Annotated in this window: 20 protein-coding genes; 7 read left to right on the plus strand and 13 right to left on the minus strand. The window is 73.6% G+C overall.

The window, feature by feature from the left end; genetic code table 11:
* Nucleotides 1–6: 6 nt before the first annotated feature.
* The 3 genes from ABD143_RS11485 to ABD143_RS11495 form a co-directional block, all read right to left on the minus strand.
* Nucleotides 7–849 (minus strand): PIG-L deacetylase family protein, encoded by an 843-nt coding sequence (locus ABD143_RS11485; RefSeq protein ID WP_343975515.1) that lies wholly within the window; start codon nucleotides 847–849, stop codon nucleotides 7–9.
* 139 nt (nucleotides 850–988) lie between these two features.
* The gene (locus ABD143_RS11490) at nucleotides 989–2,524 is read right to left on the minus strand and encodes an amidohydrolase (protein WP_343975518.1); all 1,536 of its coding nucleotides are present in this window, start codon (nucleotides 2,522–2,524) and stop codon (nucleotides 989–991) included.
* A gap of 35 nt (nucleotides 2,525–2,559) precedes the next feature.
* The gene (locus ABD143_RS11495; RefSeq protein WP_343975521.1) at nucleotides 2,560–2,751 is read right to left on the minus strand and encodes a PspC domain-containing protein; all 192 of its coding nucleotides are present in this window, start codon (nucleotides 2,749–2,751) and stop codon (nucleotides 2,560–2,562) included.
* 434 nt (nucleotides 2,752–3,185) lie between these two features.
* Between ABD143_RS11495 and ABD143_RS11500 the strand changes: the two genes are divergently transcribed.
* Nucleotides 3,186–4,244, plus strand: coding sequence for a GDSL-type esterase/lipase family protein (locus ABD143_RS11500; RefSeq protein ID WP_343975524.1), 1,059 nt, complete (start codon nucleotides 3,186–3,188; stop codon nucleotides 4,242–4,244).
* Between the two features lie 60 nt (nucleotides 4,245–4,304).
* On the opposite strand, the gene ABD143_RS11505 is transcribed toward ABD143_RS11500, so the two are convergent.
* The gene (locus ABD143_RS11505; RefSeq protein ID WP_343975527.1) at nucleotides 4,305–5,432 is read right to left on the minus strand and encodes a M24 family metallopeptidase; all 1,128 of its coding nucleotides are present in this window, start codon (nucleotides 5,430–5,432) and stop codon (nucleotides 4,305–4,307) included.
* Between the two features lie 57 nt (nucleotides 5,433–5,489).
* Between ABD143_RS11505 and ABD143_RS11510 the strand changes: the two genes are divergently transcribed.
* Nucleotides 5,490–6,434, plus strand: coding sequence for a 5'-3' exonuclease (locus ABD143_RS11510; protein ID WP_343977306.1), 945 nt, complete (start codon nucleotides 5,490–5,492; stop codon nucleotides 6,432–6,434).
* Between the two features lie 311 nt (nucleotides 6,435–6,745).
* Here the strand turns inward: ABD143_RS11510 and ABD143_RS11515 are convergent, their stop codons facing one another.
* Together ABD143_RS11515 and ABD143_RS11520 are read right to left on the minus strand one after the other, a co-directional pair.
* Nucleotides 6,746–7,966, minus strand: coding sequence for a GNAT family N-acetyltransferase (locus tag ABD143_RS11515; protein WP_343975530.1), 1,221 nt, complete (start codon nucleotides 7,964–7,966; stop codon nucleotides 6,746–6,748).
* A gap of 54 nt (nucleotides 7,967–8,020) precedes the next feature.
* Complete coding sequence (locus ABD143_RS11520) at nucleotides 8,021–8,329, minus strand: DUF4333 domain-containing protein (protein WP_343975533.1); 309 nt, start codon at nucleotides 8,327–8,329, stop codon at nucleotides 8,021–8,023.
* 141 nt (nucleotides 8,330–8,470) lie between these two features.
* Between ABD143_RS11520 and ABD143_RS11525 the strand changes: the two genes are divergently transcribed.
* On the plus strand, nucleotides 8,471–9,502 hold the full coding sequence (locus ABD143_RS11525) for a hypothetical protein (protein WP_343975536.1): 1,032 nt from the start codon (nucleotides 8,471–8,473) through the stop codon (nucleotides 9,500–9,502).
* Nucleotides 9,503–9,627: 125 nt separating this feature from the next.
* Here the strand turns inward: ABD143_RS11525 and ABD143_RS11530 are convergent, their stop codons facing one another.
* Nucleotides 9,628–12,384: a DEAD/DEAH box helicase gene (locus tag ABD143_RS11530; RefSeq protein ID WP_343975539.1), complete on the minus strand. Its 2,757-nt coding sequence runs from the start codon at nucleotides 12,382–12,384 to the stop codon at nucleotides 9,628–9,630.
* 73 nt (nucleotides 12,385–12,457) lie between these two features.
* Here ABD143_RS11530 and ABD143_RS11535 point away from each other — a divergent pair, with 73 nt between their 5' ends.
* Entirely contained in the window at nucleotides 12,458–12,949 is a 492-nt protein-coding gene (locus tag ABD143_RS11535; RefSeq protein WP_343975542.1) for a pyridoxamine 5'-phosphate oxidase family protein, read from the plus strand.
* 254 nt (nucleotides 12,950–13,203) lie between these two features.
* Nucleotides 13,204–13,524 (plus strand): DUF1330 domain-containing protein, encoded by a 321-nt coding sequence (locus ABD143_RS11540; RefSeq protein ID WP_343975545.1) that lies wholly within the window; start codon nucleotides 13,204–13,206, stop codon nucleotides 13,522–13,524.
* 39 nt (nucleotides 13,525–13,563) lie between these two features.
* Here the strand turns inward: ABD143_RS11540 and tatC are convergent, their stop codons facing one another.
* From tatC to ABD143_RS11565, 5 genes are all read right to left on the minus strand, one after another.
* Nucleotides 13,564–14,481, minus strand: a complete 918-nt coding sequence (tatC, locus tag ABD143_RS11545; RefSeq protein ID WP_379659682.1) for a twin-arginine translocase subunit TatC — start codon at nucleotides 14,479–14,481, stop codon at nucleotides 13,564–13,566.
* 66 nt (nucleotides 14,482–14,547) lie between these two features.
* On the minus strand, nucleotides 14,548–14,856 hold the full coding sequence (gene tatA / locus ABD143_RS11550) for a Sec-independent protein translocase subunit TatA (RefSeq protein WP_343975552.1): 309 nt from the start codon (nucleotides 14,854–14,856) through the stop codon (nucleotides 14,548–14,550).
* 80 nt (nucleotides 14,857–14,936) lie between these two features.
* Nucleotides 14,937–15,140, minus strand: coding sequence for a hypothetical protein (locus ABD143_RS11555; protein WP_343975555.1), 204 nt, complete (start codon nucleotides 15,138–15,140; stop codon nucleotides 14,937–14,939).
* The gene (locus tag ABD143_RS11560) at nucleotides 15,133–16,101 is read right to left on the minus strand and encodes a helix-turn-helix transcriptional regulator (RefSeq protein WP_343975558.1); all 969 of its coding nucleotides are present in this window, start codon (nucleotides 16,099–16,101) and stop codon (nucleotides 15,133–15,135) included. The genes ABD143_RS11555 and ABD143_RS11560 overlap by 8 nt, the downstream gene beginning before the upstream one ends.
* A complete protein-coding gene (locus ABD143_RS11565) occupies nucleotides 16,098–17,114 on the minus strand; it encodes a helix-turn-helix transcriptional regulator (RefSeq protein ID WP_343975562.1) in 1,017 nt (338 codons plus the stop codon). Before ABD143_RS11565 ends, ABD143_RS11560 begins: the two co-directional genes overlap by 4 nt.
* A gap of 139 nt (nucleotides 17,115–17,253) precedes the next feature.
* On the opposite strand from ABD143_RS11565, the gene ABD143_RS11570 reads away from it, so the two are divergent.
* Nucleotides 17,254–17,490 carry a hypothetical protein gene (locus tag ABD143_RS11570; protein ID WP_343975565.1) on the plus strand — a complete coding sequence of 79 codons (237 nt, stop codon included), beginning with the start codon at nucleotides 17,254–17,256 and terminating at the stop codon, nucleotides 17,488–17,490.
* A 26-nt stretch (nucleotides 17,491–17,516) separates the two neighbouring features.
* On the opposite strand, the gene pafA is transcribed toward ABD143_RS11570, so the two are convergent.
* A complete protein-coding gene (pafA, locus tag ABD143_RS11575; RefSeq protein WP_343977309.1) occupies nucleotides 17,517–18,878 on the minus strand; it encodes a Pup--protein ligase in 1,362 nt (453 codons plus the stop codon).
* A gap of 307 nt (nucleotides 18,879–19,185) precedes the next feature.
* On the opposite strand from pafA, the gene ABD143_RS11580 reads away from it, so the two are divergent.
* The gene (locus ABD143_RS11580) at nucleotides 19,186–20,733 is read left to right on the plus strand and encodes a bifunctional phosphatase PAP2/diacylglycerol kinase family protein (protein ID WP_343975568.1); all 1,548 of its coding nucleotides are present in this window, start codon (nucleotides 19,186–19,188) and stop codon (nucleotides 20,731–20,733) included.
* Nucleotides 20,734–20,763 lie beyond the last annotated feature (30 nt).

Genomic DNA, 20,763 nt, shown 5'->3' on the forward strand with positions numbered 1-20,763 from the left:
GTCCGGTCAGGCCGGTATCGGAGCAACGAGGTGGGCGTTGCCGAGGGCATCCAGCGGGCCTGCCTCCCCGCTGCGGCGGTACCACTCGTAGCCGTACGCGTCGGCAAAGCCGGTCTCCGGCACGTCGCTCGCGTCGATCTGGCTTGCGTGCGCCACCATCGCGGCCCGCTTGCTCGCGAGGTGTTCGGGTGTGCCGGTGACGGCGAGCCCGATCTCCGCGGTGACCCGCCCGAACGCCACGGCCGCGGCGCGGGCGGCCCCGTGCACGAGGTGGCGGTCGCGCGCGGAGACGTGCAGGTGCTCGCGATCGACGGTGGTGCGGTAGCTCGTGACGCCCACCAGGTCGGCGGCGGTAGCGCCGATCCGGAAGGTCGCCCGGTGGTCGGGGTGGCCGTAGATGCCGTGCTCGTCGTCGTGCACGAGCGCGCAGGCGCCCTCGTCGTCGGCGATCTCGGCGACCGTGCGCGCGAGCAGGAGCGGGTCGGCCGCGGCGAGCGCCCTGGCGTGGTTGCCGCTGACGCTGCCGGGGAGCCCGGAGTCGCGGCGGCCGAGCAGCACCAGCCGCGACACCCGGAGCAGCGCGGCGGCCTGCTCCAACTCGGCGACCCGGCGCTCGGGCACCGTCTCACCGGGCCGCAGCGGCACGCGGGAATCACCGAGCTCCCCCGCCGTGGCGACGACGAGGACAGTGCGCGCCCCGGCGTCGGCGAGGCGGCGCAGGGTGATGCCGGTGAAGATCGCCTCGTCGTCAGGGTGGGCGTGCAGGGCGAGAACGGTATGACCGCGCAGATCGGGCGTGGGCAGCTCAGGCGTGGGCAGATCAGCGGGCAAACCAGGCGTGGAGATCATGGCTCACAGGAAGAGACGGGCCGCGACGGCGGCCGGGACGGACGAGGGCTGGGTCAGCTGCGACAGCAGCGACGACAACAGCTCGCCGGACAGCAGCGGCTCACGCCAGCGATGCCAGTCCGGTCCGTCACGCCGCGCATCATGCCAGACGCGGCAGCGTGTCGTGCAGGGCTGTGCCCCGGAACACGGTCTGCAGGCAGCGCGGCGGGCGCGGATCGCCGTCGAGCGGTCCCGGCCCGTCCCACACCGCATAGGTGGCGGGCGCGCCCGCCACGAGGCGGCCGGCCAACGGGGAGCCCTCGCCGCCTGCGCGGTGGCCGCCGACCGTGTGTGCCGCGAGTGCCTCGGCGGGTGTGAGCCCCGAGCCGGGCGTCCGGTGCGCCGCGGCAGCGTGGACGGCGTCCCACGGTGCTACCGGCGTGACCGGCGTGTCCGAGCCGAGGGCGAGCAGGACCCCGGCGTCGCGGAGCGCGGCGAAGGGGTTCATCGGCGCCGCGCGGGTAGCGCCGAGGCGTTCGGCGTACATGCCGTGCGGCCCGCCCCAGTGCGCGTCGAACAGCGGCTGCACGCTCGCCGCGACGCCCAGTTCCGCCAGCAGCGCCGCCTGCGCGGGTTCGGCCATCTCCAGGTGTTCCACGCGGTGCCGGGCGGCGCGGACGGCGTCGGGCGAGGTGGCCGCGGCTGCGATGCGGAGCCCGTCGACGAGCGCGTCCGCGGCGGCGTCGCCGATGACGTGGAAGCCGGCCTGCACACCCGCCTCGGTGCACGCGGTGACGTGAGCGCCGACCGCCTCGGCGTCGAGGTAGCGGTTGCCGGTGCAGCCCGGTGCGTCGGCGTAGGGCGCGCGTAGGGCCGCGGTGCGGGAGCCGATCGAGCCGTCGACGAAGAGGTCGCCCGCGAGGCCGTGCGCTCCGGTGGCGGCGAGCAGCTCACGGGCCTGCGCCGCCGTCGTGACCGCCTCACCCCAATACCCGACGACCTGCGGCCCGGGCCGCGCGAGCAACTCGGCGAGGTCCGTGGCCGAGGAGATGTCCGGTCCCGCGCACTCGTGCACGACGGCGACGCCGAGCGCGGCGGCCGCGGCGAGGAAGGCCTCCTGCGCCGCAGCGCGGGTGCGCCCGTCGACGGCGGCGAGCGCTGCGCGGCGGGCGTGGTGGTGGGCGCCGGCGGACAGAGGCCCGTCCGACCAGCCCGGCTCGTCCGCGGCCCCGGGCGCCCGGTCCAGGAGCGCCGAGGAGACCAGCGCGGAGTGCACGTCGATGCGGCTGAGGTAGACCGATGCACCGGCCGCGGCCCGGTCGATCGCCGAGCGCGGCGGGGTCGCTTCGGTCCAGATCTGGTCCTGCCAGCCGTGGCCCCAGATCAGCGCGCCGGGCCGGGCAGCTGCGCGGGCGGCCACGGCGTCGAGGAGGGCCGCAGGGGACGGGCAGCCGGTGAGGTCGAGCCCGTCCGCCAGCAGCCCGGTGGCGGTGGCGTGCACGTGGGCGTCCACGAACGCCGGGGTGACCACAGCACCGTCGAGGTCGTGGACGTCGGCGCCGGGCGCGCGCTCCCGGCCCAGGTCGGCCGGACCCGCCCACGTGATCCGGCCGTACTCCACCTCCAGCGCGCTGGACCCTTCGGCCGGCGCGCCCGGGTCGACGACCCGGGCGCCGAGCAGCAGCGTGCGCGTCACTCGACCTGTCTACCCTGCCGCGGACGCCGCGACGATCAGTAGGGGCGCTTCGGCATCATGATCCACAGCACGATGTAGATCAGGAACTGCGGGCCGGGCAGCAGGCACGAGAGCAGGAACGCCAGCCGGACCACCTGCGGGTTCCAGCCGAAGCGCTCGGCGAGACCGGCGCAGACGCCGGCGATGACCTTCCCGTGCTGCGGGCGGGTCAGGGTCGTCGATGCCACCTCAGGGCTCCTTCCACAGCGGCGAACCTCGCCGCTGATGACCACTGTGCTCCGGCACGAGCGGCGAGTACTCCGGAAACACCCGGATACGACCCTGAGGTTCCCCCTGGGCAGGCAGGCCAAAGACCCGATCCGCTCCGCCGTGATTCTCAGCGTCGCGCGCGAGGTCGTGCGCGAACCGGTGCCCCCTGGGGCGAAGACTGGCGAGCCGCGTCTTGCCGATCCCCGGCTCTCCCCGGCACAACGAGCCGTGGGCGCCCGGCGCGTGCCGCGGCGAGGCACTCCCCGCGCACAGCGATCTCCCGTCCGGAGGGCTGACGGCGCTCGCGGTGCGTGACCACGGCGTGCTCCCCCCCGGGCGATGGCTACGGACGATCGGCAGGCATCGGCGAACGCCATGGTCAGGGCACGGCCCGCCCCTTACCGTCCACTGTGTGACGCGCGTCCGCTCCGTGCTGGTCCTGGTCGTTGCCGCCGCGGCCGCCGCGATGGTCGCCGCTCCGCCCGCGGTCGCTGCGCCGGCCGCGGCAACGCAGCCACCCACAGCCGTCGTGGTGCTGGGCGACAGCGCGGCCGCCGGCGAGGGCGCGGGCGACTACGAGCAGGGCACCCGCGGAGAGAACGGGAACTGGTGCCACCGCTCCGTCCACGCCTACGCGCACCGCACCGGGCTCGCGCAGACCTCGGTCAACCTCGCGTGCTCCGGCGCCGACACCACGCAGGTCCGGTTCGGCTCCGCCGTGCAGCACACCGAGGGCTCACAGGCGGAACGGCTGGTGCAGGTGGCGCGCACCAACCGCGTCACCACGGTGATCCTGCAGGTCGGCGCCAATGACGACGCCGCCATCACCGGCACCGGCATCGCCTGCATCCGCGCGTTCATCGACCCGCGCGAGCCGCCCTGCCGGCAGACCCTCGACCCGCTCGTGCCCCAGCGCATGGCGGCCACGGCACCCAAGGTCGAGGCGGCCGTGCGGGACGTGCGGGAGGCCATGCGCCGGGCGGGCTACCCCGAGTCCCGCTACGAGCTTGTGCTCGCCTCCTACTCCGCACCCATCACCGAGCACATGCTCCCGCTGCAGGCCGCGCTCGGCTGCCCGTACAGCAGGCCGGACGCCGGCTGGGGCCGTACGGTGCTGTTCCCCGCGCTGTCCGCGACGATCCATCGCGTGGCCGCGGCCACCGGCGCCCGGTTCCTCGACATGGCCCGGGCCACCGAGGGCTACGAGGCCTGCACGAAACGCGTGCGCAGCGCGGAGTGGCAGCAGCGCATCACTGTCGCGCCCGACGCGCTGGTCTACGGCGGCCTCGACGCGCTCGGCTACCACCTGGCCCAGGAGTCGTTCCACCCGACGGCGGCTGCGCACGCGGAGATGGGGCGGTGCGTCGGCGACTTCGTGCGCGGCGGGACCGCCGCTGCCGCCTGCGTGGCGGGCAGCGACGGCCGGACGCACCTGGAGCCGGCGCCTGCGGCGACGGCCCCGGCCGCGTAGCGGTTGCTGCTCAGAGCACCAGCGTCGGCCTCTGCACCAGCGTCGGCCTCTGCACCAGCGTCACAGGACCACGAGCTCGCGGGGCCGCTGGTTCAGGCGCTCGCAGCCACTGTCGGTGACCACGACGATGTCCTCGATGCGCGCGCCCCACTCGCCGTCGAGGTAGACGCCCGGCTCCACGCTGAACGCCATGCCCGGCTCCAGATCGAGTGCGTTGCCGGCGACGATGTAGGGGTCCTCGTGTACGTCGAGCCCGATGCCGTGGCCGGTGCGGTGCACGAACCGCTCACCCAGCCCGCCCACCGTGATCGGCTCGCGCGCGGCGGCGTCGACCTGCTCGGCGGTCACACCCGGGCGCACCGCGGCGACCGCGCGCTCCTGGGCGTCCTGCAGCACGGCGTACGCCTCGCGGATCGCCGCGGGCGGCTCCGCGCCGACGGCGTAGGTGCGGGTGCAGTCGGAGTTGTAACCACTGGGCAGCGGGCCGCCGATGTCGATCACGACGACGTCGCCGCTCTCGATCACGCGTCCGGACACGTCGTGGTGCGGGCTCGCGCCGTTCGGGCCGGAGCCGACGATCACGAACTCGGCCCTCGTGTGGCCCTCGGCGACGATCGCGGCGGCAATGTCGGCACCCACCTGCTCTTCGGTGCGGCCGGCCTTGAGGAACTCTCCCATCCGCGCGTGGACGCGGTCGATCGCCGCGCCCGCGGCGCGCAGCTCCGCCACCTCGGCGGCGTCCTTGCGCATCCGCAGCTCGCGCAGCACCGGCCCGGCGAGGTACTGCTTCGCCTCGGGCAGCGCCTCGCGCAGCCCGAAGACGTGCGCCGCGGCCATCGAGTCGACGACCGAGACCCGTGTCGGGCCGCCGGCCAGGTCGCTGACCAGCAGATACGGGTCCTCCCCGTCCTGCCAGGTGACGACTTCGACACCTAGCCCTTCGAGGTCGAGGCCCGCATAGCCGGGCGCCTCGAGGCGGGGGACGACGAGTGCGGGCGGGGCCCGGTGGCCGGCGGCGGGGAGCACGAGGCAGGTGAGCCGCTCGTGGGAGGAGCCGTCGGCACCGATGAGGTAGCGCAGGTCGGTGCCGGGAGTGACGAGCAGGAGGTCGGTGTCCTGGGCAGCCGCCACCTCGCCGGCGCGGCGGAGGCGGTCGGCGAGCAGCGTGGTGGGAACGGCCGGTGTCATGCCCAGCAGGGTATTCCGGCAAGCTGTCGAACCGTGACCCCGCCTGCGCCGTCGCTGATGCTGTTGGACTCCGCGAGCCTGTACTTCCGGGCCTTCTTCGGCGTGCCCGAGTCGATCACGGCGCCGGACGGGTCCCCGGTCAACGCGGTGCGCGGGTTCACCGACATGGTCGCCCGGCTGGTGAGCGAGCGACGCCCCTCCCGGCTCGTCGCATGCCTCGACCTGGACTGGCGCCCCGCGTTCCGCGTGGAGGCGCTGCCCTCCTACAAGGCGCACCGGGTGCCCGGTGAGCCTGACGTGGCACCGGCCGGGCTCCCGGAGATCGTGCCCGACGCGCTCGCACCCCAGGTGCCCGTGCTCCTCGAGGTGCTGGCCGCGGCCGGGATCGCCACCGGCGGCGCCGAGGGTTACGAGGCCGACGACGTGATCGGCACGCTGGCCGGGGGCGAACGCATCGACCCCGTGCTCGCCGTGAGCGGCGACCGCGACCTCATGCAGATCGTTCGGGACGAGCCCGTCCCCGTCCGGCTGTTGTACGTCGGGCGCGGGCTCGCGAAGGCCGAGCACCTCGGGCCCATCGACGTGTCGCAGAAGTACGGGGTGCCCGCCGGCCGGGCGGGCGAGGCGTACGCGGAGATGGCGATGCTGCGCGGCGACCCCTCCGACGGGCTGCCCGGCGTTGCCGGGATCGGCGCGAAGACCGCCGCCACCCTCGTCGGGCGGTTCGGTTCGTGGGACGAGTTGCGCACCGCGATCACCAACCGCGCCGACACCCGACTCAGCCCGCCGGTGCGCAGCAAGCTCGCCGCCGCTGCGCCCTACCTCGCTGTGGTGGAGCCCGTGGTTCGGGTCGCGCTCGACGCACCCGTGCGGCTCGACCGTCCCGACACGCTCCCGGCCACTCCGGCCGACCCCGACCGGCTCGCCGCGCTCGCCGAACGGTGGGGCATCGGCAGCTCGATCGAGCGGCTCACTGCCGCTCTCGCGAAGGCCGCCGGGTAGACCCCAACCGCCAGGCCCGGTACGGGGTCGTCCGTGGTGTGCCGGAACAGCGCATCCTCGGGCTCGTGATCCTCGCCGCGGCGGCCTTCGCGGTCGGCGTCGGTGTCGCGTCGGTCGTGCTCGGCACCGAAGCGGTCCCGCAGCTTCTGCGGCTCACAGCGGTGGGCGTGGCCGTCGGACTGGTGACCCCGGTGCTGCAACGAGTGGCCGACGGGCGGATACCGCTCGGGCGCCGGCGCGGCGCGGCGGCAGCTCAACGTGATGTCGTCGGGCGAGCCGCGGCTGCTCGAGGACCTGCTCTGACGGGCCCGTCAGAAGAACGTGCCGCACCACGGCGTCTCCGCCGTCGCGAACGCGGCGTCGGCCCGCGGTACCGCCGCGGCGTCGTTCACCTGCCACCAGCCCGTGCCCACCAGCTCGGAGGGGACCCGGTCGCCGAGATACACCATCGAGAGCGCCGCCGCGCTGCACTCCAGATCCGGGTGCACCGGGCCACCGAGCGGGCCTACGCGCTCGGCCGACCCGTCCGCGATGCGGTACACACCCGCGTTGCGCTCCAGGAAGGGGTCGTGCACGGCGAGCAGCAACGGCTCCGCGGTGCCGTAGCTGCGCGCGGCCAGCGCCGCCGGCACGTCGACGAGCCGCAGCCACGTCTCGTCGTCCTGCCCGGTGACGACGCACGCCCTCGGGTCGGTCAGCAGGAGTTCCAGCGGCTCGTCCAGCGGGCGCAGGTCGGCCTGCACCGCACCCACGAGATCGACACTGAGCAGGAACCGCCACAGTGCCGCCGTGGCACTGACGTCGGCGGCGTGCAGGTCGGTGAGGGCGAGCGTGCGACCCGCGAACCCGCCCGTGGACTCGCCGACGAACGCGACGGCGAGCCCGTCGTCGCCGTCGCGGCCGGTGTGCAAGGCGGCGATGATGTGCTCGCCGTCGTCGATCCGGCGCTCCACGAAACCCCGCCACCAGGCCTCGGTGCGGGTCATGCCGCCGGTGCGGCGCAGCGCAATGTTCTCGTGCACCTTGCGCAGCGTGGGCACGACGTCCTGGCGCTCCAGCATTCGCACGGAGCCATCCAGCGGGGCACCCGGCCGCAGCGGCTCCCGGTCGGCCCGGACGCGGACGCTGCGGCCGCGGGTGGCGACCCCGTAGCCGAACCGCCCGTAGATCCGGGCCTCGCTCGCCCGCAGCGTCGCCAGCGGTTCACCGCGCTCGGCGACGTCGTCGAGCTGGGCCCGCATCATCGCGGTCAGCAGGCCCCGTCGCGTGTGGTCGGCCCGGACGCCGACGCGGGTGACGGCGGCCACCGGGAGCACCGCCCCGCCGGGCACCAGGGTCTCGCTCGGGAACGACGTCGCCGTCGCGACCAGCGCCCCGTCCTCGTGCACGCCCAGCGCGCGACCGGGGCTGTAGGAGGCCAGGACCCGTGGGTGCTGGGCCTCCGGCGTGGGGCCGCGGTGGATGGCCGCTGCGAACAGCGCGTTCGCGGCGACGAACTCGTCGGTGGCGAGGGTGCGGACGTCGTGGCTCACAGGTGGTGATGTTGCCCGATCGGGCAGCCCCGCGACACCGAGTTCACCGTCGGCTCAGGCGGGGCGCCCGACCTCGTAGTTCCCCTGGTCCGTGGTGATCTGGATCGGTACGCGCACCGGCTGGCCGTCGATCGAGGCGTCACACTCGAACGACGAGCCCGCCCGCACCGGGATGCCCTCGGCGCACGCGACCCCACCCACGTTGGCGATCCCGTAGTCCTGGGTGAGCACCTGCGCCACACCCTGCTCCACGGCGGCCCTGTCGAACACGCGCGACATGAAGAACCCGGGCGTGACGAACCCGAGCACGCCGACCACGGCGAGCGCGACGACCACCACCCCGCCACCGATGATCAACGGCATCGGCAGCTTCCGCTTGCCACCCGCCGACGCATCCGGCAGCGACGGGTAGCCCTGGTTCCACTGAGGAGCCTCCGGCTGCCCGGACCACCCCTGCCGTCCCTGCTCGGGCTGCCCGTACGCCGGCCGGCCGGGTTGGCCGGGTTGGCCGGATGGGCCGCCGAACTGCTGCTGCTGGCCGTACGCGGACTGCCCGTACTGGGGTTGGCCCTGCTGAGATTGGCCCGGCTGAGATTGGCCCGGCTGCGTAGGCACCTGTGTGGTGGGCTGGGCGAACAGCGACTGCTGCGGCTGGCCGGGCTGTTGGCCCGGCTGTTGGCCGTACTGGGGCTGCTGCCCGTACTGCGGCTGCGCCCACGCGTTCTGGCCGTGCTGGGACGCCTGGCCCTGGACCGGCTGCCCGTACTGGGGTTGTTGCTGGGCCGGGTACGGCTGCTGCTGCCCGTACGCGGCCGGCTGGCCGGGCTGGGTGTACTGCTGCTGCGGCTGCGTGTGCTGGTGCGCCCCGTAGTGGGGCTGAGGGGAGGCGTAAGGCTGCCCGCCGGGTACCGGAGCGGCGGCCGGCTGGGCGCCCTGGCCCTGGACCGGCTGGCCCTGGTCACCCTGCGGGGGCTGGCCCTGCGCGGGAGACTGCGCCTGCTGCGGCTGGGACGCCTGCGACTGCGGCTGGTGGGCTTGCGGCTGGTGGGCTTGCGGCTGGTGGGCCTGCTGCGGCTGGCTCTGTTGGGGCCGGCCCTGCTGCGGGTGGGATTGGGGCACCTGGGACTGGTGCGGCTGGGACTGATGCACCGCAGTTGTCTGGTCGACGCTCCACGCCTGGTGGCCGCCAAGCTGCGGCACGTCCTTGGTCTGCTCGACGTCCCGGCCCTGCTGGCCGGCCGGTGGGACCCCCTGCTGGGGCACGGCGCGGGTCTCCTCGTCGTCCCACATGGGCTGCCGGCCGCCCAGCTGGGGGACGTCACGCGTGTCCTCGCTGTTCCACAGCGGGGGCTGGGCAGGCTGCTGCGGGTGCTGCGGCTGACCCCAACCACCCGGCGGCTGCTGCCCCCACGTGGGCTGCTCTTCGGGAGGCTCCGGCGCACCGTGCGGCGGATTCGGACCCTGTGGGTGGGGCGTGCTCATCGCTCTCCCTCGCTGCGCTCACCCGGCGCTTCGGGGAGGGCGCTGTGCCGATGATCCGCTCGCGAAATCGCTCATCGCCGACGTTCCCCGAAGACGTGCGGTTCGGCGATCAAAGCACAGCGTCCGACACGACGCGGAGCCGGGCAGGACCGCGACCGGAAGGCACCGCCAGGAGACCGTCAGGCGGTACCGGCGGCGACCACCCCGCGCCGGATCGCAGTCACGGCCTCAGCGGCGGCGCGTCCCACCGAATTCCCCCGCCCGGCCACCCCGGCGACCTGGTCGAGCAGGTCGAGCACCTGACGGGTCCAGCGCACGAAATCGCCCGCGGACAGCTCCACGCCGTTCTCCTCCGCGGCCGTGAGCACCGCCGACAGCGACTCCCCGCGGGCCCAGCGGTGCATCGGCCAGGCGAACCCGAGGTCCGGCTCACGAGTGCGGTCGACCCGGTGCCGGCGCTCGTCGCCCTCCAGCTCCGCCCACAGCCGCACCGTGCCCGCCAGCGCCTCTGACACCGGCCCCGACGGCACCCGCGGCATCGGCCCGTTGTCCCGCCGCGACTCGTAGACCAGCGCGGACACGACGGCCGCCAGGTCCGCTGGGGCGAGCCCCTCCCACACGCCGTGGCGCAGGCACTCCGCCGCGAGCAGGTCCGACTCGCCCCACAGCCGCGCGAGCCGCTGGCCGTGCTCGGTGACCTCGTCGCTGTCGAGGTAGCCCCGCTCCGCAAGCAGCGCCCTGATCCGGTCGAACGCTCTCGCCAGCGAGTGCGTGGTCGCCCGCACCTTCTGCCGCAGCTGCTCGGTCTCGCGCTCCAGCCGCGCGTACCGGTCGGCCCATCGGGCGTGGGCCTCGCGGTCGTCGCACCCGTGGCACGGGTGGGCCCGCAGCGCGCGTCGCAGGCTCGCGAGCTCTGGGTCGTCCACGTGGCCGCCGCGGCTCCTGCGCCGCTCGGTGGCGGGGGCGACGATTCCGGTGTTGCGCAGCGACGACGCCAGGTCCCGGCGAACCCGCGGGGCGCGGTGGTCGACGTGCTTCGGCAGCCGCATCCGTCCGAGCGGCTCGACGGGGACCGGGAAGTCGGCCGCGGAGAGCCGGCCCGCCCACCGGTCCTCGCTGAGCACCAGCGGACGGGGATCGGAGCCGGAGTCCAGCCCCGGGTCGAGCACGACGGCGAGGCCGGCGCGCCGCCCGCCCGGCACAGCGATGACGTCACCGGGGCGGAGCGCGCGCAGCGACTCGGCCGCGGCGTCCCTGCGCTCGGCCACGCCCTCCCGGGAGAGCACCTTCTCCCGGTCGGAGACCCGCCTGCGCAGCGCCGCGTATTCGCGGAAGTCGCCGAGGTGGCACTCGAGCGACTTCTCGTAGCCGGCGAGCGCCTCCGCGTTGCGCTCGATCCGGCGCGCCAGCCCGACGACCGAGCGGTCGGCCTGGAACTGGCCGAACGACTGCTCCAGCAGCTCGCGGGCGGCCTCGGTGCCGAGCCGGCCCACGAGGTTGACGGCCATGTTGTAGCCGGGCCGGAACGAGCTGCGCAGCGGGTAGGTGCGGGTGGAGGCCAGGCCGGCGACCTGCTCCGGGTCCACACCGGGCTGCCACACGACGACGGCGTGCCCCTCGACGTCGATGCCCCGCCTGCCGGCGCGCCCCGTGAGCTGGGTGTACTCGCCGGGGGTCAGCTCGACGTGCGCCTCACCGTTGAACTTGACCAGCCGCTCGAGCACGACCGTGCGGGCCGGCATGTTGATGCCGAGCGCCAGCGTCTCGGTGGCGAACACCGCCCGCACGAGGCCGCGGACGAACAGCTCCTCGACCGTCTCCTTGAACGCGGGCAGCATCCCGGCGTGGTGGGCGGCGATCCCGCGCTCCAGCGCCTCCCGCCACTCCCAGTAGCCCAGGACGGCGAGATCGGCCTGCGGCAGATCGGCCGTGCGCCGCTCGACCGTCCGCCGGATCTCGGCGGCCTCGTCCTCGGTGGTGAGCCGCAGGCCGGCGCGGACGCACTGCCCGACAGCGGCGTCGCACCCGGCACGGCTGAACACGAACGTGATGGCGGGGAGCAGGCTCTCGCGGTCGAGGCGGTCGATGACGGTGGTGCGCGACGGCGGGCGGAACCCGGTGCGTCGCGGCGCGCCGGACCGCCCCCGTCCGCGGCCGCCGCGGTCCCATTGCGTCATGGAGCTCTGCCGGTCCAGCTCGCGCGAGTGACGGACGAGGTCGGGGTCGACCTGCAGCTCGCCTTCGGCATCCTCGCCCGCGAACAGGTCGAACATGCGGTTGCCGACCATCATGTGCTGCCACAGCGGCACCGGACGGTGCTCCTCGACGACCACGGTGGTGTCGCCGCGCACGGTGACCAGCCAGTCGCCGAACTCCTCGGCGTTGCTCACGGTGGCCGACAGGCTCACCAGCGAGACGTGCTCAGGCAGCTGGAGGATGACCTCCTCCCACACGGCGCCGCGGAAACGGTCGGCGAGGTAGTGCACCTCGTCCATCACGACGTAGCCCAGCTGGTCCAGCTGGCGCGAACCGGAGTAGATCATGTTGCGCAGCACCTCGGTGGTCATCACCACCACCTGCGCGTCCCCGTTGATCACCGTGTCGCCGGTGAGCAGGCCGACAGCGTCGGCCCCGTGGCGCTCGACCAGGTCGGCGTACTTCTGGTTCGACAACGCCTTGATCGGTGTGGTGTAGAAGCACTTGAGCCCCTGGGCGAGGGCGAGGTGCACGGCGAACTCGCCCACGACCGTCTTCCCGGCACCGGTGGGGGCGCACACGAGCACGCCGTGGCCCTCCTCCAGGGCTGAGCAGGCGCTGTGCTGGAACCCGTCGATCTCGAACGGGAGGCTCTGGACGAACTCTGTGAGGCGGGGACGTGCGGCGCGGTTCTTGGCGGCGGCGTACGCCTCCGCGGGAGCGGGCTGGCTGGTGGCCACGGCTCCAGGTTTCCACATGGTCGCCCGGGTCACCGGGAGTGGCCGCTCACACAGCAGTGGCAAGATCCCCGGCATGCCGAACTCGCTGCCCGAGACCGCCCCGGAGTTCGTCGAGATGGCGCACCGGATCGTCTGGGCGACCGTGGCCACCGTCGACCCCGGTGGGCGGCCCTGGACCCGGATCCTGCACCCCATTTGGGAGTGGGACGGTGAGCAGCTCGTCGGGTGGGTGGGCACCAGCCCGACGAAGACGAAGGTCGCGCACCTCGGCGCCAACCCGTACGTCTCGTTGACCTACTGGCACCCGTCCCACGATGTTGCCACGGCCCACTGTGCTGCCACGCTGCTCACCGACGACGAGAGGCGCACCTGGCTCTGGGAGCTCTTCCGCACCGCCCCCGAGCCCGTGGGCTACGACCCGGCCATCGTGCCCGCCTGGGACGGACCGCTGTCCCCCGCGTTCGCCGCGCTGCGTCTGGACCCGTGGTCCGTGCGGGTCCAGCCCGGCGCGGTGATGGTCGAGGGCAAGGGCGAGCTGATCAGGGAGTGGCGGGCCGCCGGCTGAGCGCCTAAGGAGACCTCGCCCGCGTAGGCCGGGGACATGGCGCTGCTCATCCGCAGGTGCGGCTCCGCCTCGGCGCGGCGGCCGCCGCACCGGGCGGGCGCCCGTCCGCGTCCGCTCAGGCGCTGGCGGTCTGGCGGCTGCTGCGGACCGACGCCGGCGCATTACCCCCGACGTCATCGACCGGCACCGATAGCGCCGGAGAAGGTGGTCCCACGGCGCCGGTGACCGACCGGCCCTGATGGGGAGGACCCACGATGACGACCTACGCGGTGGCGCACATGCAGTCGGTGACGTTCGGGCCGGCGATCGTCGAGTACCTGCAGCGGATCGACGCGACGCTGGAACCGTTCGGCGGGAGGTTCGTGGTGCACGGCGCCGCGCCGCAGGTGCTCGAGGGCGAGTTCCCCGGGCACCTCATCGTCATCGCGTTCCCGAGCCGCGAGCAGGCCGAGGGCTGGTACGACTCGTCCGCCTACCGGGAGATCCTGCCGCTGCGGCTGGACAACTCGGTGGGGCCGGCCGTGCTCGTTGACGGTGTCGGGCCGGAGCACCGCGCCACCGACCTTCTGGTCTGACCCGGTACCGCCGGGGCGCGGCGGCGGGACCGGGGCGGATCAGGTGACGTCGTCGAGGCGCGGCTTCTCGGGCGCGACGGTCGGCACGTGCTCCGGCTCGTCGACCCGGCTCGGGGTCGTGTCGATCTGGCTCGGCGTGGTGTCGATCGGGCTCGGGCTGTCCGGATCCAGGTCGTCCCAGCCCTCGGCGGCGCGCTTGCGCGCCCGCCTGCGGTCGTTGATCCGGGCGATCTGGATCGCGATCTCGAACAGCACCACCAGCGCGGAGGCCAGCGCGATCATGGAGAACGGGTCCTGGCCCGGCGTCGCGACGGCCGCGAACGCGAAGAGCCCGAAGATGATCCCCCGCCGCCACGCCTTGAGCTTCGCGTAGGTGAGAATCCCGACGAGGTTGAGCATCACGACGAGCAGCGGGATCTCGAAACTGACCCCGAAGATGATCAGCAGCGCGATGACGAAACTGAAGTAGTACTCGCCCGTCAGCGCCGTCGTCTGCACCGAGTCGCCGATGGAGAGCAGGAAGGCGAGGCCCTGGGTGATCACCAGGTATGCCAGCACAGCCCCGGCGACGAACAGCACACTGGCCGCCGACACGAAGCTCAGCGCGTAGCGCCGCTCCTTGTCGTACAGGCCGGGGGTGATGAAACCCCAGATCTGGTAGAGCCACACCGGGCAGGCCAGCACGACACCGACGGTCATGGCGACTCGCAGGCGCAGGTTGAACTGGTCGAACGGACCGGTCGCGAGCAGGGTGCACGCGTTGGGGTCCGCGCTGAACTGCCCGCGCGACGTGGCCGGGATGGCGCAGTACGGCTCCTTCAGCAGCTCACCGAGGCTGGGCAACCCGAAGAAGGACACCTCGTACCAGATGTAGCCGACGACAGTGGTGACGGCGATCGCGATCAGCGCGATCGCGAGGCGGGTGCGGAGCTCGTAGAGGTGCTCGACGAGCGACATGGTGCCGTCGGGGTTCTTCGGCCGCCTTCCGCCCCGACGCAGCGAGAACCGGGCCACTGTGCGCGGTTACTGCCCGCTGCTGCCGGAACCCGGCTGGCTGACCCGCGGGGGCGCTGCAGGGGCGTCCTGCTTGGCCGGTTCCGCCGGGGTCTGCTGCACCTGCGTGGACGGGAGCGCGGCGGGCGGCGCGGGCGTCTGGGCGGGCGGGGGCTCCGCCTTCGCCGCGTCGTCGCCCTTCATGCCCTTCATCTCGCCCTTGAACACGCGGGCGGACTGTCCGATGGAGCGTGCCATGTCAGGAAGCCGCTTGGCGCCGAACAACAGCACCAGGATCCCGATGAGGATCACGAACTCCCAGCCGCCGAGGCTCGGCATGGTTCTCGTCCTTCCGCCGTCGTCAAGTCGCCCGAAGTGTACGCCGCTCCACCAGCGCGTCGTCTGTGACTGGCAAGCGGCTACCGGCCGGTTCCCCGCGCGTCATCTGGCCGCTTCCTGGCGTTGCGAAGTGCACGCAGGCTCGTCGCCCGTTCCTGCAACGCTTCGCGCATCGCCTCGCCGGCGCGGCGGAGCCGGCGTAGCGGCCGCAGCGTGCTGACCACGACGATCACCAGCAGCACGACCCCGATGCCGAGCGTCACCAGTGCCACGGCCTCAGCCATGATCCCTCTCCCCGTCGGACGCCTCCAGCGCCGCACGCGCTCGCCTGCCGACCTCGGCCACCAGCTCCGGCGGCTGAAGCAGCCGGGCCCCGCCGCCGAGACCGAGCACCAGCCGCACCAGCCACGCTGGGTCCCCGTAGCGCAGCAGCACCCGCAGCCGCTCGCCGTCGAGCTCCACGACCTCGTCCACGGGGTAGTACTCGGCCACCCATCGCGCCTCGCGCTGAAGCAGCAGCACGGCGGAGCGATGCTCGGCGCTCGGCCGGAAGAGCCCCTCGGAGACGTCGGTGGGCTCGGCGTCCGCAGGCGGGGCCGCGGGCTCGTCGAGCACCTCGACGTCCTCCACCCGGTCCAGCCGGAACAGGCGCACCGCCTCGGCCCGGCGGCACCACGCCTCCAGGTAGCCGCGACCCTCGACGATCAGCAGCCGCATGGGGTCGATCGTGCGCTGGGAGACGGCGTCGCGGCCCGCGGTGTAGTAGACGATCCGCATGGCTCGGCCCGCGACGAGCGCCGCGCGCACGGCGGCGGTCGCCTCGGCCTCCTCCGGCGTGAGGTCGACGGCTACGCCACCGAGGCCCGCGTCGCCGACGGCCCGCTCGACCTTCGCGGTGGCGCGCCGCACCGCGGCCGTGTCGACCACGCCCGGCACGTCGGCGAGCGTGCGGAGCGCCACGAGCAGCGCGGTGGCCTCGGCCGTGGTGAGCCGCAGCGGACGGCGCATCCCGGCGTCGTGGGTGACGGTGACGGTGTCGCCCGCGAACGACAGGTCGATGAGGTCGCCTGGCCCGTAGCCGGGTAGCCCGCACATCCAGAGCAGCTCGAGGTCACGGCGGAACTGCTTCTCGGAGATCCCGAAGTCGGCGGCGGCCTCGGCCACCGGGATGCCGGGCCGCGCGAGCAGATAGGGCACGAGTGAGAGCAGCCGCGGGAGCCGCTCGGTGACCCCTCCGGTGCTCACGTGCGGGCCAGCGGCTCGGCGCGGTCCGCCTGGTCCTGCTCGGCGTGGTTCGCCGCGGACGCCGCCCAGTTGGCCCGCACGGCCTCGACCAGGCGGCCCGGCCCCAGCGCGACGACGTCGGGGCCGTGGCCTGCGAGCCAGCGGGCGAGCGTGTCGACGTTGCGCAGGCCCAGCTCCAGCTCGTCGCCTGCGCGCCCGCGGTGGGTGCGCCGCCCGACGACCGTGCCGAGGCGGCGGAGGCCGTTGGCGCGCCCGTCGGCCACCCACACCCGCGCGGTCTCGCTGACGGGCGGCGGCTCGACGCCGACGCGCACCATGCCCATCAGGTCCACCCCGTCCGGCACGGTGACCGCGCGGGCCGGCCCGACCGGCGTGACCGGCTCCATGATCCGCGAGACGCGGAACGAGCGCGGGGCCTTGCGGTCGCGGTCGTGGCCCGCGAGGTACCAGCGCCCGCGCCAGGAGATCACTCCCCACGGCTCCACCGTGCGGCGCTGCACGGGCCCGCCGACCCCGCCGCGCTGATGCTTGAACGTGACGGCGCGCCCCTCGCGGACGGCGGCCAGCAGCGGCGCGAACGCCGGGTCGGTGGCCCGGACCCGCGGCTGTACGCGGCCCTGGTCCTCGTCGACCTCGACACCTGCGGCCCGCAGCTTGACCAGGGCGCCGTGGGCCGGGGTGGCGAGCTCGGGCGAGTCCCACAGCCGGGCCGCGAGCGCGACGGCGGCGGCCTCGTCGGGCTCCAGGTCGATGTCGCCCAGCTCGTAGTCCTGGCGGGCGATGCGGTAGCCGTCGACGGTGTCGAAGCTCGACAGGCGCCCGGTCTCCAGCGGGACACCCAGCTCCCGCAGCTCGTTCTTGTCGCGCTCGAACATCCGGAAGAACGCCTCGTCCCCGCGCGCATCGGCATAGCCGGGCACGATCTGCCTGATGCGCTCGGCCGTGAGGAACTGCCGGGTGGACAGCAGGCAGAGCACCAGGTTCACCAGACGCTCGGCCCGTGCGGAGGACACGTCGGCATCGTACGACCGGCGCGGGCCGCGCCGTGGCCGACCGGGCGCAACCCTCCGGTGTCTCACCTTGCGACACCGGTGGTCTTGACCGTCGCGGGGCGACGCGCGGAAGCTCGAAGCCCGCGATCGGGAGGCAGCAGTGGACGAACCCGTCGAGACGTTCAACCCGTGGACCGTGGTCAACCTGGTCTTCCATCACCTCGCCGACAGCGGGTTGCACCCCGTGCTCGGCGACGCCGGCGACCCTGCGGTGCCCGCCGCGGCGCTTCTACGCGCCCTCGGCATCGAACCGGGGCGCAACGACGAGAGCGTCACCTCCCCCGCGGTGCAGGACACGCTCGCCGAGCTGCGCGCCCGCATGTTCGGCGAGCCATAGGGCTCCTAGCGTCCCGCGACTCGCGCCTACAGCGAGGCGATGAGGCGGTCCACCCGCTCGTCGACCGACCGGAACGGGTCTTTGCACAGCACGGTGCGCTGGGCCTGGTCGTTGAGCTTGAGGTGCACCCAGTCGACGGTGAAGTCGCGGCCGGCGGCCTGAGCGGCGGCGATGAAGTCGCCGCGGAGCTTCGCCCTCGTGGTCTGGGGCGGGGTGTCCTTCGCGGCCTCGATCTCGCCGTCGTCGGTGACCCGGTCGACCATGCCCTTGCGCTGCAGCAGGTCGAACAGGCCGCGGCCGCGGCGGATGTCGTGGTAGGCGAGGTCCAGCTGCGCGATGCGCGGGTTGGCCAGGTCCATGTCGTTGCGCTCGCGGTAGCGCTCGACGATCCGGTGCTTGATCGCCCAGTCGATCTCGCGGTCGATCATCGACAGGTCCTGGCTCTCGACGGCGTGGAGGGTGCGGCCCCACAGGTCGAGCACCCGCTGGGTCGTCGGGTCGGCGCTGCCGCGGGCGGCCACGTGCTCGACGGCGCGGGCGTAGTACTCGCGCTGGATGTCGAGCGCGCTCGCCTCCCGCCCACCGGCGAGCCGGACGGTGCGCCGCCCGGTCAGGTCGTGGCTGATCTCGCGAATCGCGCGGATCGGGTTGTCGAGGGTGAAGTCGCGGAACTGGACACCCGCCTCGATCATCTCCAGCACCAGGGTGGCCGAGCCGACCTTGAGCAGGGTGGTGACCTCGGACATGTTGGAGTCGCCCACGATCACGTGCAGGCGGCGGTAGCGCTCGGCGTCGGCGTGCGGTTCGTCGCGGGTGTTGATGATGGGCCGCGAGCGGGTGGTGGCGCTGGAGACACCCTCCCAGATGTGCTCGGCGCGCTGCGAGAGGCAGTACACGGCCCCTCGCGGGGTCTGCAGCACCTTGCCCGCCCCGCAGATCAGCTGCCGGGTCACGAGGAACGGAAGCAGTACGTCGGCGATCCGGGAGAACTCGCCTGCCCTGGCGACGAGGTAGTTCTCGTGGCAGCCGTAGGAGTTGCCCGCGGAGTCGGTGTTGTTCTTGAACAGGTAGATGTCGCCGCCGATGCCCTCGTCGACGAGCCTGCGCTCGGCGTCGATGAGGAGGTCCTCGAGGATCCGCTCACCGGCCTTGTCGTGGGCCACGAGCTGGGTGAGCGAGTCGCACTCGGCCGTGGCGTACTCGGGGTGGCTGCCGACGTCCAGGTACAGGCGGGCGCCGTTGCGCAGAAAGACGTTCGACGATCGACCCCACGAGACCACCCGGCGGAAGAGGTAGCGAGCCACCTCGTCGGGCGAGAGGCGCCGCTGTCCGTGGAAGGTGCACGTGACCCCGAACTCGGTCTCGACACCATAGATCCGCCGCTGCATCCCGCAAGCGTAAGCGGACACGGCCCGATCGTGTCAGCGCTGTGACCGCCCTTTCGACGCTGTCGCATCTGGTTTCCACTCGACTGGCAGCGTCAGGAGGCCGTGGAGGCCGATCTCGCACGTGAACTCGGCCTCGTGGTCCCGGGCGCGCCGGAGGTCGGGTAGCTGCCGGGCGAGCGCGGTGAAGACTGCCCTGGCGTGCGCGCGTACGAGGTCTTGGCCCGACGAGGCCGACGAACAGCCCGACGGCGAACGTGGTGAGTTGCAGGATGTCGGTATCGCGCACCCGGGCCGTAGGGTCACTGGTGTGCTCCCCTGGATCCGGCGGGCCGCCGACGACGTGAACGACGCGGACCTCGCCGTGTCCCGGGCGATCTCCTCCATGCCCCCTTCGGGGATCGATACCGCCATGAAGGGCCTGTCCGTCGCGGCGGACCACAGCCTGCTGTGGTTCGCGATCGCCGTGTTGCTCGCGGGCAGACGCGGGGCGAGCCGGAAGGCGTCGATGCGCGGGGTGATCGCGATCGCCGGGGCCAGCGCCACCGCGAACGCCCTGCTGAAGCCGCTGCTTCCGCGGCGGCGACCGGCCGCCGCGGAGCTGCCCGCCTACCACACGATCGACAACCCGCCCACGTCCTCGTCGTTCCCGTCCGGGCACGCGGCGTCTGCGGCGGCGTTCGCCACAGCGGTGGCGCTGGAGAGCCCCAAGCTCGGCCTGGCCATCGCACCGCTCGCGGCGTCGGTGGCGTACTCACGCGTGCACGTCGGCGTGCACTGGGCGTCGGATGTGGTCGCGGGCGCGGCACTGGGCACAGGGGTGGCACTGGCGACCCGTCGGTGGTGGCCGGTCCGGCGTACCGACGAGGCCCGCGCCCGCCCCCTCGACGCCGCCCCGGAGCTTCCCCGCGGCAAAGGCCTGGTGCTGGTCTGCAATCAGCGCTCCGGCGACCCCGACTACGACCCAGCCGACGACCTCGAGGCCGCGTTCCCCGCCGCCGTCGTGGTGCGCGCCGTCCCGGACCGGGACCTCGACGAGCAGCTCGACGAAGCGGCCACCGCCCGCGACGGCTGGGTGCGGGCCATCGGCGTGGCGGGCGGCGACGGCTCGGTGGCGGCGGCAGCGGCGGTCGCCGGGCGCGGGCACCTGCCGCTGGTGGTGGTGCCGACCGGCACGCTGAACCACTTCGCCCGCGACGTCGGCGTCTATGACCTGCAGGAAGCTGTGGACGCCACCGGCGCAGGCGAGGCGGTGGCCGTCGACCTCGGCCTGATCGACGTGCACCCCGGCCACGGCGCCGACCCCAAGTCCGGTGCGGTCATGCGGACGCGGTGCTTCCTCAACACCGCGAGCCTGGGCTCCTACCCCGACCTGGTGCGGCTGCGCGAGAAATGGCAGGGGCGGTGGGGCAAGTGGCCGGCGTTCGCCGCGGCGCTGGTGACGGTGCTGCGTGACGCCGAGCCCGTCGAGATCAAGGTGGACGGGCGGTGGCTCTCGGTCTGGTTCCTGTTCGTCGGCAACGGTCCCTACCACCCGCGTGGCATGGTGCCGGCCTGGCGGCCCTCCCTCGACTCGGGCCTGCTCGACGTCCGCTGGCTGCGCGCCGACATCCGGTTCTCGCGGCTCCGTGCGGTGCTGGCGCTGGGGTTGGGCGCGCTCGGCCACAGCCGCGTCTACCACCAGCGCGAGGTGGCGGAGCTGGACGTCGAGCTGGCCGTGCCGGGCATCCTCGCCACCGACGGCGAGGTGGTGGAGGAAGCGGGCCGCTACACGTTCCGGGTGGCAAAGGACCCGATACCGGTCTACCGGCGCCGCGAGGAGCGCTGGACAGGCCGCGATCGCCCCTTCGTAGGCTGAAGATCATCGCGCGGCGATCTTCGCTGCCCC

It is taken from the genome of Pseudonocardia aurantiaca (genome assembly GCF_039526725.1).
GTDB classification, from domain to species: Bacteria; Actinomycetota; Actinomycetes; order Mycobacteriales; family Pseudonocardiaceae; genus Pseudonocardia; species Pseudonocardia aurantiaca.